The sequence below is a fragment of the Priestia sp. 179-F W1.4 NHS genome (assembly GCF_045369295.1).
Taxonomy (GTDB): Bacteria; Bacillota; Bacilli; order Bacillales; family Bacillaceae_H; genus Priestia; species Priestia zanthoxyli.
Map to the genome: position 1 here is coordinate 420,720 of NZ_JBIQFF010000003.1, position 16,557 is coordinate 437,276.

16 protein-coding genes are annotated in these 16,557 nt (G+C 38.5%); 10 read left to right on the forward strand and 6 right to left on the reverse strand.

Annotation, left to right across the window (positions count from 1 at the left end):
- Window positions 1–54 precede the first annotated feature (54 nt).
- The 3 genes from ACH0CI_RS17370 (at window position 55) to ACH0CI_RS17380 (ending at window position 1,185) form a co-directional block, all read left to right on the forward strand.
- Window positions 55–279: a YczF family membrane protein gene (locus tag ACH0CI_RS17370; protein WP_335387747.1), complete on the forward strand. Its 225-nt coding sequence runs from the start codon at window positions 55–57 to the stop codon at window positions 277–279.
- An 82-nt stretch (window positions 280–361) separates the two neighbouring features.
- Window positions 362–874 carry a GNAT family N-acetyltransferase gene (locus tag ACH0CI_RS17375; protein ID WP_335387749.1) on the forward strand — a complete coding sequence of 171 codons (513 nt, stop codon included), beginning with the start codon at window positions 362–364 and terminating at the stop codon, window positions 872–874.
- Window positions 875–1,062: 188 nt separating this feature from the next.
- Complete coding sequence (locus tag ACH0CI_RS17380; protein WP_013056948.1) at window positions 1,063–1,185, forward strand: YjcZ family sporulation protein; 123 nt, start codon at window positions 1,063–1,065, stop codon at window positions 1,183–1,185.
- A gap of 73 nt (window positions 1,186–1,258) precedes the next feature.
- Here the strand turns inward: ACH0CI_RS17380 and ACH0CI_RS17385 are convergent, their stop codons facing one another.
- Window positions 1,259–2,197, reverse strand: a complete 939-nt coding sequence (locus tag ACH0CI_RS17385; protein ID WP_406901955.1) for a VanW family protein — start codon at window positions 2,195–2,197, stop codon at window positions 1,259–1,261.
- A 178-nt stretch (window positions 2,198–2,375) separates the two neighbouring features.
- Between ACH0CI_RS17385 and ACH0CI_RS17390 the strand changes: the two genes are divergently transcribed.
- Both ACH0CI_RS17390 and ACH0CI_RS17395 read left to right on the forward strand, forming a co-directional pair.
- Window positions 2,376–3,191 carry a hypothetical protein gene (locus ACH0CI_RS17390; protein WP_034265927.1) on the forward strand — a complete coding sequence of 272 codons (816 nt, stop codon included), beginning with the start codon at window positions 2,376–2,378 and terminating at the stop codon, window positions 3,189–3,191.
- Window positions 3,192–3,489: 298 nt separating this feature from the next.
- The gene (locus tag ACH0CI_RS17395; protein ID WP_406901956.1) at window positions 3,490–5,556 is read left to right on the forward strand and encodes an FUSC family protein; all 2,067 of its coding nucleotides are present in this window, start codon (window positions 3,490–3,492) and stop codon (window positions 5,554–5,556) included.
- Between the two features lie 26 nt (window positions 5,557–5,582).
- Here ACH0CI_RS17395 and ACH0CI_RS17400 read toward each other — a convergent pair whose 3' ends face one another.
- The 5 genes from ACH0CI_RS17400 to ACH0CI_RS17420 form a co-directional block, all read right to left on the reverse strand.
- The gene (locus ACH0CI_RS17400) at window positions 5,583–5,876 is read right to left on the reverse strand and encodes a hypothetical protein (protein ID WP_406901957.1); all 294 of its coding nucleotides are present in this window, start codon (window positions 5,874–5,876) and stop codon (window positions 5,583–5,585) included.
- 64 nt (window positions 5,877–5,940) lie between these two features.
- Window positions 5,941–6,495, reverse strand: coding sequence for a DUF3231 family protein (locus tag ACH0CI_RS17405; protein WP_335387758.1), 555 nt, complete (start codon window positions 6,493–6,495; stop codon window positions 5,941–5,943).
- Between the two features lie 265 nt (window positions 6,496–6,760).
- Window positions 6,761–7,018, reverse strand: coding sequence for a hypothetical protein (locus ACH0CI_RS17410; protein WP_335387760.1), 258 nt, complete (start codon window positions 7,016–7,018; stop codon window positions 6,761–6,763).
- A 120-nt stretch (window positions 7,019–7,138) separates the two neighbouring features.
- Complete coding sequence (locus ACH0CI_RS17415) at window positions 7,139–7,465, reverse strand: YflT domain-containing protein (protein ID WP_013056955.1); 327 nt, start codon at window positions 7,463–7,465, stop codon at window positions 7,139–7,141.
- Window positions 7,466–7,801: 336 nt separating this feature from the next.
- Window positions 7,802–8,221 carry a hypothetical protein gene (locus ACH0CI_RS17420; RefSeq protein ID WP_033578925.1) on the reverse strand — a complete coding sequence of 140 codons (420 nt, stop codon included), beginning with the start codon at window positions 8,219–8,221 and terminating at the stop codon, window positions 7,802–7,804.
- Window positions 8,222–8,491: 270 nt separating this feature from the next.
- On the opposite strand from ACH0CI_RS17420, the gene recQ reads away from it, so the two are divergent.
- From recQ to ACH0CI_RS17445, 5 genes are all read left to right on the forward strand, one after another.
- A complete protein-coding gene (gene recQ / locus ACH0CI_RS17425; protein ID WP_335387761.1) occupies window positions 8,492–10,627 on the forward strand; it encodes a DNA helicase RecQ in 2,136 nt (711 codons plus the stop codon).
- Window positions 10,628–10,735: 108 nt separating this feature from the next.
- On the forward strand, window positions 10,736–12,118 hold the full coding sequence (locus tag ACH0CI_RS17430; protein WP_406901958.1) for a sigma-54 interaction domain-containing protein: 1,383 nt from the start codon (window positions 10,736–10,738) through the stop codon (window positions 12,116–12,118).
- A 217-nt stretch (window positions 12,119–12,335) separates the two neighbouring features.
- Entirely contained in the window at window positions 12,336–13,319 is a 984-nt protein-coding gene (gene speB / locus ACH0CI_RS17435) for an agmatinase (protein ID WP_406901959.1), read from the forward strand.
- Window positions 13,320–13,527: 208 nt separating this feature from the next.
- On the forward strand, window positions 13,528–16,140 hold the full coding sequence (locus ACH0CI_RS17440) for a helicase-related protein (protein WP_406901960.1): 2,613 nt from the start codon (window positions 13,528–13,530) through the stop codon (window positions 16,138–16,140).
- Window positions 16,141–16,285: 145 nt separating this feature from the next.
- Window positions 16,286–16,501: a hypothetical protein gene (locus ACH0CI_RS17445; protein ID WP_034265993.1), complete on the forward strand. Its 216-nt coding sequence runs from the start codon at window positions 16,286–16,288 to the stop codon at window positions 16,499–16,501.
- Window positions 16,502–16,557 lie beyond the last annotated feature (56 nt).

The following is a 16,557-nucleotide window of genomic DNA, read 5'->3' on the forward strand; positions in this document are numbered from 1 at the left end:
AAATGAAAATGACGAACCTATGAGGTAAGTAATGATTAGGTGAGGAGTAGACATATGAAAATTATTGGAGTTAGCCTGCTGCTATTTGGATCTGTGATTGCTCTTTCTGTAGGAATTGATCTTTTTCAAGGAACGAACGTACTGCAGGCACTATACAATGCTTTAAGCCCGTTTCGTGTAATGGAAGTAGCCGAATTATTTGTCCTTTTTTCTCTTTTGTTTTTCTTTTTCGTAGAGTCACTTTACCTTGTTTTAAAGAAGCGTCAACAAAAGCACTAGTAACTTGGTGCAAAGAGGTTTTTATCTCTTCGCTATCGAAACAAGCGTATAGAAAGATAGCTTTGAGATAGGGGAGAACCACATGAACATTGAGACTTGCAGGCTACTAATACGCAAATTTAAATATGAAGATTGGCAAGATGTCTACACATATACATCTGATGCTAATGTCATGAAGTACATACCAGAAGGTGTTTTTAGTAAGGATGATGCGAAGAAATTTGTAAATGAAAATATGAAAGAAAACGTTAAAAATTTTCCAGTTGTATTAAAAAACGAAAAAATCCTAATTGGTCATATCGTCTTTTTTACCTATTTTGGGGACCATACTTATGAAATTGGCTGGGTATTTAATTCTCTCTATCATCAGAAAGGATATGCGTCAGAAGCGGCAAAAGCAATCGTGGACTACGCCTTTAATACAATGAACCTGCATCGGATTATTGCTACTTGTCAACCTGAAAATACGTCTTCTTATCGTGTTATGGAGAAGATCGGGATGAGAAGAGAAGGGTATTTTAAAAAATGTATTCCAACTGAAAAAGGATGGTGGGATGAATATTATTATGCAATTTTAAAGGAAGAGTGGAAATGAGCTTTATTTTTGCGGAATTACGTTTTCCGAGTTGTAAAGACGAAAACAAGCCCAATTTTTAAAAAATGAGCAGGACAGCAAACCAAAACGTCTAGGCAGACATACAATAACCTATCCATGAGAAACACCCCATGTTTGAACCTTCTTTGTTTTAGCAACAGAAAATTACGTTGAAAGGGAGTGCTTGTATGTCTAATGCTGGATGTGGATTTGGTTCTGGTTTCGCTTTATTAGTTGTATTATTTATTCTATTAGTAATTATCGGATGTAGTTGTTATAGCGGTGGTTACGGTGGCGGCTACGGCTGCTAATTATATCACTGAATAGCCTAAAGGATACCCTTTAGGCTTTTTTATGCTCATTATAAAATGCTGGAAAAGATAATTAATCGGTAGGCCCAGTATCAACATGTGATTCAGCTTTTTTTTCTTTCAACAATGGGTTATTAGAAGCCCAAGGCACGCGGCGAGGCTTATATTCAATCGCATCAGTAGAGTACACGGCCACGCTTACGACTCCCCCGTGTACCTGCGCTCGAATCAACAAAGGATCACTGTATGTATTTTTAAAATGAAAGTCAGGTCCATACCAGCTGACGGTAGCGTCTCGCCCAGGAGGTACGTAGGAAACACTGCGACTGTGTGAGTAGCGCTGCGTAATCGTGACGCCAGCGTTATCGACGGCGTTAAATAAAGTAGAAGAAACTTGGCAAATTCCTCCTCCAACTCCTTCAGAATACTCTCCTTTTACAATGATTGGCGCACGCATATACCCTTTTGCTGCCGTTCTTTTTCCAACGGTTTGATTAAACGAGAAAACTTCCCCAGGAAATATGACGCTGCTGTCTAGTGATTCAGCCGCAAGAGAAATATTGTGAGAACGATTTTTATTATGAGGGTTAAATACCGTATGATAATGACCGATTTGCTTAATGCGAATCGTTGCAAGCAGCTCCTTATCCACGCGAGGAGAAACAGGAAGCGTCGGGATTTCTAAGGTTGACGTACCGCCGTTAAAAAAATAAGTATAAAATTTCTCGGCAAAATCTTTATGATATAGTTTGACACCCGCTTGCTCAGGAACAATTTGTCCGCTTTTATCAATGCGGGCATTTATGGGCTCTCTATATGTTTTTTTATCCAATTCTTTTAGAAGAAGATTGTATCGATCATGATCAACCATGGGTACAGGAAGAAGAGGTACTGCTACTTTGTCCCGTTCAATCCGTTCAATTGGTTTACCGTCATGAGTAATAGATAGGTGGTCTTGTGTAGAAAGAGGTTGAATAAGCATTAAAAGTCCAACCATCCAAGTGAAATTCATATCATATACCTCGCTTTCACCTGTTAGTATGAATAAAATGAACCGTTTAATGTATAGGATTCACAAGCTCTTTTTTGTATTATTTTCCATGAGACGAGCGTGTAAAAATTTCTATTTATAATTGTATGTGTACTTTCGCATATTACATAGAGAAACTACAAGGTAATGAGGGTAGACAATGATAAAATTAATGATTTTAGTCTTTATGCTTATTAGTTTTTTTGTTCATCCCCAAAAGATGAAAGCAGAAGAAAACCTTACGTACTTTCCGGTAAGCGACACAGGAAAAGTATTAAAGTGGAAACGTGTAGAAACCTTACTGCCAAAGGGAAAAAAATTTAAAGTAATCGATGTAGAAACCGGTTTTTACTTTTATGTGCAGCGAAGAGCAGGCTCACACCACGCAGATGTTCAGCCGCTTACACGTCAAGATACGAAAGTAATGAAGCACTTATATAATGGAAAATGGAGCTGGAACCGAAGAGCTGTTCTTATTCCATTTAAAGGCCAAATGCTTGCAGCTTCCATGAATGGAATGCCTCATGGAGCCGGTGCGCTTGACAATGGGTTCCCCGGTCATTTTTGCATTCATTTTGCAGGAAGTACGACTCACAAGTCTCAAAATGTAGATCCAGGTCATCAGTTAATGGTATTAAAAGCAGGAGGAAAGCTTGATGAATATGCATTAAAAGCTGAGCCGGCAGAAGTCGTCAATATGTTTTTAACCGGATTAAAGCAAGATGACGATGCCTTAATGCAGCCGGTTTTGCGGGTGAAGCAAGAGCATAAGCTATGGGCAAAGCTGCATAGTATCTCCACCATTTATTATAAAACGGACTTATTTCATGCAAAAAAGTATAAAACAAAAGAGAAAATCTCCGTAGATTGCCTTATTTATTACGAAAATAAAGGGGCTCACAAGACAACGATGGTTTTTACTTTAAAAAGAAATCCGTTAACAAACGGGTGGGAAATTTCTTCTCTTACACTGTAATGAACCATTATTTTTTAAAAACACATCTGACAGGAAACAGATGTGTTTTTAATCATTTGTTTAGCTCTTTAGCCGTTTGCAATGTTATAGTGAAAAACATACTTACATACGATAGAAAAGAATTAAAAAGGGTATAAGTAATAATATTACTCTTTCTACAAAGAACTTTACAGCACGAAAGGAGAGGGTTTTTATTTTTTCATATTGGTTTAGCCGCTTAGTTGCTGCAGATCCTGGACGAAAAAGGTTCAAAACAGCTTCTAAAGCTACGATCAGTGTCATTACAGCTGTCGTTATTATGCTGATTGTATTAAAAGCAGCGGGAAGCTCTCAAATTACCGCTGCTATTTTATCGGGCGTGATCGGCCTGATGGGTATATTGGTTGTAAATGATGAAACAACAAAAGCAAAAAAAGTGACAACCGTCTTAGTAGCACTTTCTAGCGCCGTTTCTCTTGGAATTGGCTCGTTTTTATCACGATATGGACAAGCAGAAAATGTTTTTCTCGTTCTATTGGTGTTTTTGTCTTTTTATTTACAGAAATTTGGTATTCGCTATTTTTCCCTGTCGATGGTAGCCTTTATGTCGTTTTATTTTGCTTCTATTTTACACGTTACATTTTCTCAGCTGCCGTGGCTGTTAGCTGGCGTTATAGTAGGAGCCTGCTGTGCATTTATCTATAATTTTGTTATTTTTAAAGACCGGCCTTCCAACGTGCTAAGGTCTTCAATGAAATCCTTTCATATTCAAGTAAATTTGGTGCTTGATTTAATTATTGAGTTAATTCAAAAGAAAAGGATTGAACCAGCTCAAATCAAACAGTATAACCGCAATATTAAAAAACTAGCGGAGTATGCCCGTGTAGCATCAGAAGAGCTTGGAAATACAGATCCTCACGACATATGGCCTGGCGTAACAGCTGAGCAAATGCGCCTTTATGTATTTGATACAGTGATGCTGCTGCAGACATATTCTCCGGCGATTCGAAAGCTCAGCGAATTAAAGGCATTTAATCATTTTGATATTCAGCAGGTGCTGTTAAAGCTAGTGGAATCGATTCGCGAAGCAGAGGTATTAAATGAAAATCCTGCTCATTCCTTAACGGATGCAGCTCAGCATTTGCAAGAGCTGCGCCAAAAATTAAGCGAACTCGAACCTCAAGACGAAAGGTATAAAGACTGGCTTTACTTAATACGCCGTATCGAAACGATATCAAATCACGTGATTGATGAAGCGTATGAGCTGCAGCAAGCAATTGTGAAGCAAGAAAAACAGCCTCAAAAAGAAGCGGAAGAACAAGAAGACGAAGAGGATAATGATGAAGAAAAAGGATTAAAACCATCTACGAAAAAGTCTATTCAAGCGGTCATCACTGCTGTTGCTACGCTAGTATTTGGCTCGTTTTTATCTCCATCGCATCAATATTGGGCGCTCTTAGCAGGCTATTTAGTGCTTCTCGGTACAGAAACGATAGGAAGTACGTTTGTAAAAGCCGTGCAGCGAAGCGTAGGCACGCTTTTAGGAGCAGCTGTCGGCTTTGTTGTCGCAAGCTACGTTTCCCCTGGAATACTTGAAGTAACGCTGCTTTTTATCTGTGTGTTTATGGCTTTTTATTTCTTTCCCATTACGTATTCGTTTATGAGTTTTTGGATTACGATGATGCTGGCCTTTATGTATGACATGCTTCTTGGCGGAATTTCAGAGAGCTTATTACTGGCTCGCGTGTTAGATACGGTCGTAGGAGTTGGAATCGGTTTAGCCGTAGCTGCTCTCGTGTTTCCTAAAAGAACAAGAGATAAAATAACCGACACTTCAGTAGAATACGTAGCGGCTTTAAAAGAATTTGTTCACACCTATTTACATCGTTTTACGAAGCAGTACGCATTTGCCAATTTAGCTGATAAAGGAATGGAATTAGAAAAAAAGCTAAAACAGCTTCATGTCGATTCAGATCCTATTATCAAAGGTTTCGTTGGCCGTTCACGTCTTCAGCAATTTTTGACCGTTTTTACCGCCATTAATTATTACGCTAAGCATTTGGTGGCATCTTCTACTAGAAACGAAGCTTTTTATAAGGAAGCAGAATTTCATGGCGTAGTAAAGGAAGTGGAAGAGAAAGTGGCAAGCAACTTCACTCAGCTTGAAAAAGCATTACGAGGAGAAAGAGGAACGTATGTATACACGCTTGAAGATGTAAGACAAAAGATTGAACAATCTTTAGATTATTTTGATACGTCCGTTCAATCAAGAAACTTACAGCATCTGCAGCTGCTGCATAACATTTATTACGTATGGAAAATCAATCAATCGGTTGTTCACTTAGCCAAAGAGCTAGGAGCAGAAGAAATAAGCAATGAAGAATAAAAAACCAGCGAATACTTCGCTGGTTTTTAGTCTGATGAATAAGGAGACGTATCTTTTCTAATCGTTCTCCACGTTGTTTTAAGACCTGCATAGCTTCCAATTGCGGCGTATCCATAAAAATATCCCATAAACAATCCGGCAATAATATGATGAGGGTGACTGATAAATACTGAAAAAAGCACGCCGACAGCTAAAGCGATAGTCGGAACAAATTGCTTTTTAGGATGAAAAAGCCATTTGATCAGCTGCGTCACGATTAATACGACAGGAACACCAATGACTGCGTCCCAAAAATTTGTATGAATTGTAGGGAAATCCATGTTCAAGCACCTCGTTAAATGTGTTGGATGTAAGATTATCTATGCTGTTTTACCTAAGAACACTTCAATTAGAGTTATGAGGGGCTCCAGGTGGATAATAATAAGGCGGAATTTTGAGCCATCCTTTTTGCTGCATTAGAATTTTTATTTTTGATCCTAATATGACCTTTTCAGTGTGGAATTTCAACCACATTAATCCAATATCGGTTCTAATAGATTGTCCCATATTCGTGCTGCACATGACGATATTAGAGGCAATTTTTATAGATATTAAGTTAGCGATTTCAGAATCCGTGGCTTTTGCTCCTAATGGAATACTGTTAGGGTCGGATTTCGGTTTGGTAGCCGGTATTTCAGGAAGGGGAATTCCTTCTTTAATCATTAATTTTTTTAGTGTATCAATCTGAGATTCAGCCAGGTTTTTTGAGTCTTGAGCAAGCTTAAGCAGTTCACTGTTGGTTGTTGTATTAAGACAAGTTTCTAAGGCAGGTATTTCTTCCGCTAAAGCAGTAAAATACAACCAGCATCCCATAGTCTCACCGATATGTGGGCGAGGAGGCGTATCATCTGTAGAAGAGTTCTTTATATAATCAAGTAGTGTCTCAATGACGTTAATCATAACTTTTCACCCTTTATATAGTTTATGCATCTTCATTATTACCTTCAGCAGAAAAGGATAAACACAGCTAAGAAATGTTGCATATAAAATTGATTATGATGGGTGGAAGGAAAAGCATCCTACTCAGTAATTTATAATGGTGATGGTACCAACATCTAAAGGTATAAAAATTGTTGAAATGCTTAATAAATAGGTTGGTGCTAGAAGATAAAGTCAATAGAAAAAAAATCTCCTTGTTCATCAAGGAGATTTTTTATCTTGAGTATTATACAGTTTTTCTCCGATACTCTCTCCATAAAGAAGTTAGCTCTTCTGACCAATATTTATAATCAAATACCGTTACATTTTTGCTGGGCATAAAAACGTTTAACAGCCAATTAACCCTTAATTTGTCTCTGGCGCCTATCGTTTTATCATTTTTACAACAGCCTTCATCACAAGGTTTATCGTGTATCTTGTAAGGAATATTTTTAACGACTAATCCATTTTTTACACGCTTTGTGTACTCAATTCCTATAATCAAATATATCACTCCTCACAGTAACTCTTATCTTCATAATCATATGTAGGGATTACTTCTTTAATGAAAGGGGAAAAAGGGCAGAAGACAAAAATAAAAAAGCCCTGCTGTAGGGCTTTTAGATTAAGCAACTTTTGATGCAACCACGATTACTTTGCCGTGATCTAATTCTTCTTCATAGCGTTCAGCTTCAGGCTGTGATAGGCCTAATGAACGCATTTTGGCACGAAGCTCGTCTCCTCGAGAACGAAATACATTCGCAATCGCATCAAAAACACCCTGTTCAGAAAGGCCGATATTGTTTGTATTTGTTGCAGCTGTTAAATCCTCGGAGCGATCTTGATGGTGTGCAAGTAAATAAACTTCGTCTTTTGTAAATCCTTCACGCAAAAATTGTTCGATTGTATCTTTTGCCTGTACGCCATTTTCAACTACTTTTACATTTACCATTTCAAAAAACCTCCTTGTATGATAGACAACTTTCTAGAATATGTTTAGTAATGAAGAGAAGTTTAAGTAACTTATCCTCTTGCTTTGTGTATACACGTTATTGGAAGAGATAAAACCTATTTCATAAAATTGAGTTAAAAAGTCTAACATAGGAGAAGAGGAAACAGCGCGGTTATCTTTGAGGAGAATCTGGCGGACAATAAGCAGAAGAAGGCTTTAGCCAGCCTTTTTCCTGCATCTTTTTTTTGACCTTTTAAGGTACAGTACAAACTGCAAAAAGCCTAGATCTTAAACAGCTAAGATCCAGGCTTTTTGCATACATAAAAATAGAGAAATTTAAGATGAAAGACGTTCTTTTTGTTTTTCATAAACAGAAGTAGACTCGTTCCATGTATATCGACCATCTTGTAATTGAATGGTTGCGCTGAATGGACAGTCTATTGACGTTTCTGCGTCATCTAAACTACTTTCAAGTAAACGTTTTTTAAATCGAAGCAAATCTTCTTTTGAAGCAACTCGAAAAACCATTTCTAACGTAAGATCATCGTCCATCGCATTGTGTAATTGACTAATACTTTTGCGGAATTCTTTATTATATTGAAGCATAATTTTAATATCTGCTACGCAAGCAACACCAAACACATCTTTCACAACAGACTCAACCGTTAACTGAGTTGTGGAAGCATATGTTGAGATATTACGCTGTGGATTTTCTAAATAATAAATCGTTTCTACAGGATGTCTCGTGATAAGCACCTCTTTCCTATTCTTAAGTATACAGGAAAAAAGAATGGAATGGGGAAAGATTTTTAGGAAAGGAGTCCTGACATACATAAAAAGATTGTTTGTGATAGGAAAGAGAGTTATAAATTGATGGCTTTTCGCTTATCATTTTTGCTATATCCTTAAATCAACGAATTCTGTGCAACTTCCCCTAGAATTTGATAAAATAAAATCCTACGTCTTAATTTCTTCCGATGAATCCCTCAACTACTATTTCTACTTATTTTAAAGGAGGACGCAATTTTGCAATTTGAACAAGCTTTAACACATTTACAGTCCTATTTTGGCTATGATTCGTTTCGAAAAGGACAGGAAGAGTCGATTCGTTATGTTTTAGAAGGGCACAATACCGCTTGTATTATGCCGACAGGAGGAGGGAAGTCACTTTGTTATCAGATTCCTTCGTTGCTATTAGAAGGAACGACACTGGTTATTTCTCCGTTGATTTCTTTGATGAAAGACCAAGTGGACACGCTGAACGCAGCTGGTATTCCGGCTACGTATATTAACAGCTCGCTGACGCATACGGAGGTGCAGCAGCGCTTAGAAGAAGTAGCACTGGGGGAATATAAGTTACTTTATGTAGCACCGGAACGACTAGAGTCTCCGCAGTTTTTAGAACAGCTTCAAATGCTTCCTATCCCGCTTGTAGCGGTAGATGAAGCGCACTGTATTTCACAGTGGGGGCATGATTTCAGACCGAGCTATTTGCGCATCAGTGACCTCATCAGCAAGCTGTCTAATGCTCCAATTGTGATGGGACTGACGGCTACTGCGACGCCTCAAGTACGTGAAGATATTTGCCGGGCTCTTCATATTAAGGAAGAGTATACGGTGATGACTGGTTTTGAACGTGAAAATTTATCGTTTGCGGTTGTGAAAGGCCAGGATCGAATCAGCTATATCGATCAGTATATCCGTAAAAATGATCAAGAAGCAGGTATCATTTATGCCGCTACGCGTAAAGATGTTGAAGAACTTCACACTAGATTGCAAAAATCAGGAGTTAACGTATCAAAATACCATGCTGGTATGAACGCAAGCAGCCGTGATGAAGAGCAGAACCGCTTTCTTCAAGATGATGTTCAGGTAATGATAGCCACGTCTGCCTTCGGAATGGGAATCGATAAATCGAATATTCGCTTTGTTCTTCACTATCAGCTTCCAAAAAATATGGAAAGCTATTATCAAGAAGCAGGACGTGCTGGTCGTGACGGACTTCCAAGTGAGTGTATCGTACTTTATTCACCTCAAGATATTCGCGTTCAGCGCTTTTTGATTGAACAGTCAACGTCGAATCCTAAAAAGCAGATTCAAGATCTTGAAAAACTGCAAAATATGGTGAACTACTGTCATACAGAAGGCTGTTTGCAGGCGTATATTCTTCATTATTTTGGAGAAAGTGAAGCGCATGAGTGCGGTCGCTGCAGCAACTGTACGGATGATCGCGTGGAAATAGAAGTAACGGTCGATACGCAAAAAGTGTTATCTTGTATGATTCGTATGGGCGAACGTTTCGGTAAAATGATGATTGCTCAAGTATTAACGGGTTCTCGAAATAAAAAAGTAGTTGATTTTGGTTTTGATAAACTGAAAACGTACGGCGTCATGAGCGATCGGTCAGCTAAAGAAGTGAGCGATTTTATTGAGTATTTGATTTCCGAACAGTTTATTTTAGTAGGACAAGGGTCATTTCCTACTTTATCCGTAGCAGCCAAAGGAAAAGGCGTGCTTCTTGGGACGGAGAAAGTAATGAGAAAAGAACAAATGGAAGTGAAGCAAATTGTCCAAGACGACGAGCTGTTTGCCCATTTGCGCTCCGTTCGAAAGCAGCTAGCAGACGAAGCCGGCGTGCCTCCTTTTGTCATTTTCTCAGACGACACTCTTCATGATATGTGTACAAAACTTCCGGTAACGCTTGAACAGTTTGCCACTGTAAAAGGAGTGGGAGAACAAAAACAAGAGCGATACGGAGAACGATTCACCGCGGAAATCAAACAGTTTTGTGAAGAACATCCAGACCGAAAGCGCGAAGTGTCAGCGCCTGCTCCGAAAAAAGCAAGAGCGTCATCAAAAGAAGGCTCTCACTTGATGACGTATGAGCTATTTCAGCAAGGAAAATCGTTAGATGAAATTGTTGAAGAACGCGAACTGAGCCGCATTACCATTGAAAACCATTTGTTTAAATGCGCAGAAGAAGAAAAAGAAATCGACTGGTCGCCTTTTCTTTCGGATGAAGACGAACAGCAAATTTTACAAGCTGCTTCGTCAGTAGGCGATGAAAAGTTAAAGCCAATCAAAGAAGAATTACCTGAAAACATCACTTATTTTATGATAAAAGTAGCCCTATTTAAACAAAAAATGAAGCAGCTATCGTAAACAAAAAGCTCCTATTAAAGGAGCTTTTTGTGTTGGATAAGCGAGTTTACTGATAAAATAAAAGTTATAAATGTTAGAAAAATCAGATTACATAAAAAGGAGGACTGAATGAAGATGATGGAAAGAGAGCTTGAAGCGATTTTGCATGCTTCTCACGACAATATCGTAATCACCGATGAAAAAGGACTTGTTTTACGAGCAAGTCAAAACTGCCGGGATATATATGGATACAATGTGCCAGAGATGGTTGGCCGAACCGTCTACGAATTGCAAAAACGCGGAATATTTTCACCTTCCGTTACGATTGAAGTGTTAAAGAAAAAGAAAGAAGTACAGCTGATGCAACAAACAGAAACGGGAAAAGTTGTAATGGCAACCGGTATTCCAGTGTATGATGAACATCAGTGTATGAAAAGAGTCATTAGCTTTTCGCATGACTTAACAGAGCTTCAGCGCTTAAAAGAAGATTATCAGCAGCTCGAAGTGAAAATGAAAACATATCAGCTCGAAGTGGAAGAGCTTCGGGAACAACAGTCAAATGAGATGGTCATACGAAGTGGATCGATGAAAAAGGTATGGTCGATTATTAATCGCGTGGCAGACAGCGATGCAACGGTTGTGTTGCTAGGTGAATCGGGTGTTGGTAAAACGGCTTTTGCCCGTGCTTTACACTATGGAAGTGATCGAAAAGAAGAGCCGTTTATTGAAATTAACTGCGGAGCCATTCCAGCTAGTTTGTTCGAATCTGAAATGTTTGGATACAAAGCAGGCTCTTTTACAGGTGCCAGTACAAAAGGGAAAATAGGAAAGTTTGAATTAGCTCATAACGGCACGCTTTTTTTAGATGAAATAGGGGAACTTCCTCTTGATATGCAAGTGAAGCTGTTAAAAGTGCTGCAAGAAAAAACAGTCACCAAAATTGGAAGTGAACGAGCCAAACACGTAAACTTCAGGCTGATTGTAGCCACAAATCAGCCGCTTGAAGAAATGGTCAAAAAAGGAACGTTTCGTGAAGATTTGTTTTATCGTTTACACGTTATTCCGATTACCATTCCGCCGCTTCGCGAGCGAAAAGAAGACATCGCGGCACTACTTTATCACGTGTTACATAAACAAAATGAAAAATATAACATGAAGAAATTTTTTCATGCAGAAGCATTAAATCTGCTTCTTGAACATCCGTGGCCCGGAAATGTGCGCGAACTTGAAAATACAATTGAACGCCTCGTGTTAACAACGGATGAAAACAGCATCTCGCCTCAAGACCTCCCGTTTTATTCAAAAAATAGCAGCAGTGAAAAAGAAGAATGGGAGCCTCTTGACACGTTAACCTCTCAGGGAATGACGCTTCAGCAAGCACTTGCAGAAGTGGAGAAAAACTGGCTGATTCGCGCTTATCGTCAGTGTCAAACAACGTATGAAATGGCAAACACATTAGGAATCAGCCAGCCTACGGTCGTAAGACGTTTACGAAAGTACAATATAAAATAATGAGACTTTAATTCAAAATGAATTAGCTGATTCAATACTGAATCAGTTTTTTTGTTTTGATTCTATTATGAATTAAAAATCGTCCATAATTGCGCGGAATAAGGCGATAAAAATTGGCATGCATTTTGCATTAATAAAAAGTATCTAAATAAAAAGCGTCAGTATTTAAAATAATGATGCGGCGCTAATGAATGAAACCCACTAGGAGGAATAAATTATGCCAAAATATCAGCCGAAAAATTCATTTGAATCTCCGCGTTTTTGCGGACCACGTACATTTATGAGACTTCCGTATGTAGAACAAGTAAATTCGGAAATGGATTTTATTGTCACAGGTATTCCATTTGATTCAGGTCAATCTTTTCGCACAGGAGCACGTTTTGGACCGGAAGCCATTCGAGATTTCTCCATTTTGCTCCGCCCGTATAACCCAGAACAAAAGATTAATATTTTTGACTACATTTCAGGCGTGGACTACGGTGATTTGTCAGTTGTTCCCGGATATATTTTAGAAACGTATAAAAAAATTGAAGAAGGGTTAACGCCGGTTGTGAATGAAGGAATTATTCCTATTTCACTAGGCGGTGATCATTCGATGACCCTTGGTGAACTTCGTGCGATTGCAAAAAAACACGGACCGGTAGCGCTTATCCAGTTTGATGCTCATTCGGATACGTGGGATAGTTATTTTGAACAAAAATACAATCACGGTACGGTATTCAGACGAGCAATTGAAGAAGGGTTAATCGACGTATCGCGTTCGATTCAAATTGGTATGCGAGGCGGTCTGTACGGCATTGAAGATTTAGAAGACGCAAAAAATTTAGGTTTAGCTCTGTATACGACAAATGAATATAAAAAGCTTGGCGTTGAAAGAATGCTAGACATTATTCATGAGCGTGTAGGGGAAGGACCCGTATTTTTATCGTTTGACATTGATTTTTTAGATCCAGTTTACGCGCCGGGAACAGGAACGCCTGAAGTCTCAGGTGCAAGTATTGACGATGCGCTTCAATTCGTTCGAGGCTTAACAAATATTGATTTTGTCGGTTTTGATTTAGTGGAAGTACTGCCAGCTTATGATCATGGCCAAATTACAGCAGCGGCGGCCGCTAATATTGTCTATGAATTTATCACGCTTATTGCGTTAAGAAAAAAAGCAAAAGAAGAAGAAGTGCTGTTAGTGAAAGCACGCGACTAAATATAAGCAAGATGGTAAAAGTGGGAAGGTACTAGTATCTTCCCATTTTTATATATAAGGGTTCTCTATAGGGAGTGTTTGACTGCGCAAGGAGGAGTAACAAAAAAACTTACTAAATCAGCCTCAAATAAAGTGACAATAATGTATTTGATTCTCTTAGGGGTCTTTTCTATAATAAATGTAGGAAAACTTTCCAAAGGAGAATTTTATGCTCGAATTAGAGGCTATTCAAAGCAGGGCCATTGAAAAAACTAAGCATACATTGCTACAGGATATAAAAAGCGTATTAGGTGAACAAGATGAATGTCCGGATTTAGAGACGTATTTAACAGACAGGCACTCTTTTATTAAAAAAGCCTGGGGGACTGCGTGGAGAAAAATAGTTGTTTCTTCTGTATCTAAGAAAAACAGAAGATCGTATTTAACAGAAAGAGGCTTTGAGATAAAAGGATATAAACCTCAAGCTATCGATAAGTTATTTGCTAAAGAAACGAGAAAAGGTATAGAATTTGATGCTTTTTCTTGGTTAGAAAAGCAGTACGGAAAGGGCAATAAAGCAGAGTGGCTATCTCTATACGGAGAAGCAAGAGTTGAATTTGCCAAAAAAGAAGAAGAAAGAAAAGAGAAAGAAAGACAGCAAAGTGTTAATGATCGAAAAGCCAGATATCAATTACAGTTAAATTTAGAAGCAGCTCCTATTTTGGAAGTAAACAAAGAGCTGTATTACCTACATATAAGAGAACAGCTTTCACATCAGCTATCAAAAGACATTAAAACAAACTCAAAGTATATTGAAAACTATGCGCCGCATACTGAGCTTGAAGATGAATTAATAGAAAACGGTGATTTAACACGTCATGATTATGAAACGGTTCATGACTTTTTTCAAGAGCTCACCGGGAACGTAAGCTCAGAATTAGACAGATATTCAACGATTATCTTGTTTGAAACGTATGAAGATGTATACGAGGTATTTATCACCGATAAGATCTATGAAATCATTCCAACTATGATTATGGATGACCTTCCTGCTTCATTTAAAGAAGAGTATAAATCTTATACAAATGATTCGGTAACACGAATGGATATTATAAAAGCACTCAGAAGTGATTTATCGGATTTGGTCTATGAATATAAAAGAATGTTTGTAGAAGAAAAGCTTTCCGATGTACTAGAAGTTTCAGATCACAACTTAACGATCGAAGAACATCAAGAGAGATACACACAGCAGCTGGAAGAAAGACGATTACAACAAGAACGTGAACGTGAAGAAAAGAAAAAGCTGATTGAAGAAGAACAGCGACAGTTAAATTATATTTTTGGGGCCGAATACGAAATGGACCCAAGAAAAGAAACGGAATACATTCTTCATCTCGGTGATACAAACACAGGAAAAACGTATACGGCATTAAAGTCATTAAAGAAAGCTGCTTCTGGTAGTTACTTAGCGCCGCTTCGCCTGTTAGCTTTAGAAGTTTTTGAAAAGCTGAACAAAGACGGAGTTGCTTGTTCGTTAAAAACAGGTGAAGAAGAAAAGATTGTTGAAGACGCTCAGCATATGGCCGGTACCGTAGAAATGTTTAGCGAATTAGAACATGGCGATGTAACGGTAATTGATGAAGCACAGATGATTCAAGACCGAGATCGGGGGTTTTCATGGTATAAAGCCATCACCCGAGCTAATGCCAAACAAGTTCATGTGATCGGAAGTTTAAGCATTCGAAGTATGCTAGAAGAGATGTTAGACGGTGTGATCTCAGAAATTCATGAGTACGAAAGAGATATACCTTTAAAAGTAGATCTTCGAAATTTCAAAATTGAACAAGTGAAACCCGCAGATGCTTTAATTGTTTTCTCGCGTAAAAAAGTGCTCCAAACAGCGGCTAAGCTAGAAAAAGATGGTCATAAAGTGAGCGTGATTTATGGAAGTATGCCGCCTGAAACAAGAAGAAAACAAATTGAGCAGTTCATTAATAGAGAAACAAATGTTATTGTGTCTACAGATGCGATCGGAATGGGGTTAAACCTTCCAATTAGACGAATTGTGCTTTTAGAAAACATGAAGTTTGACGGGCAAAAGCGGAGATTGCTGACTTCCCAAGAGTTAAAGCAAATTGCAGGTCGTGCTGGAAGGAAGGGCCTTTATAATGTTGGAGAAGTTGCGTTCGCTAAAGATGCCAAGCAAATGAGAGAACTGTTATTTTCAAAAGACGAGCAAATCAGCAAATTTTCAATTGCGCCTACTTCAGATATGCTAAGAAGATTTAAAGAATATCATCATGACCTCGGAACGTTTTTTGACATGTGGGCTAAATTTAAAAATCCAAAAGGTACACAAAAATCAAATCTGGCACAAGAACGTGAGCTTTATGAGGAAGTGAAAGACACGCTGATTGAAGCGAAAATGCCCATTGTTGATTTATATGGTTACTTGCAGCTGCCGTTTTCAGCAAAAGAAAGCTCTTTGAAAAAGCAGTGGGTGGCTAGCATGAATGCAATTGTTAACAGAGAAGAATTACCTGAACCAAGGATAATAGAAGGTTCACTGGGAAAATTAGAGCTGTCTTATAAGGCGATTGGCCTGCATCTTTTATTTTTATATCGAATGGATAGAAGACCGGAAGCTATTTACTGGGAGCGTGTCCGAGAAGAGCTTACAAACAAAATACATGACGTATTAAGAAAAGATATGAAAAAATTTAAAAGAACGTGCAGTGCGTGTTCTAAAGACCTTCCTTGGAATCATGATCATGCGATATGCGATTCGTGTTTTCATAAAAGATTTCGCAGAAGACACGGGGACGATGGTTTTAATTACTAAGATGTAGTGATAAAAAAAGAGGCTTGTACGAACGTATGTTAGTTAAAGGAAGATCCGAATGAGTTCGATTCTCGATTGAGAATCCAATTCGTTCGGCTTTTTTTATTGTGAAGGTAGCTTTCATGTGTTTCGTTCCTTCTAGCAGTTGATTGGAGGGCAAGGCAAAGACTCCTGCGGGAGAAGCGGAACAGGTGAGACCCCGCAGGAGCGTAAGCGACGAGGAGGCTCAGCGGCCGCCCGCGGAAAGCGACGTCTTGCACGGAAATCAGCTGCGGGGTCACAAGCTGTTCAGCTCGTGTATCCCATTTGTGCTTCTTTAGATGGCATTGATGTAGTTATGTCTCAATCTCATTTTTCATAAAGTTTTTTTATCTTTTTCCTATGAATTTCTGTGTCAAAGCAGATTTTTGTAGAAAA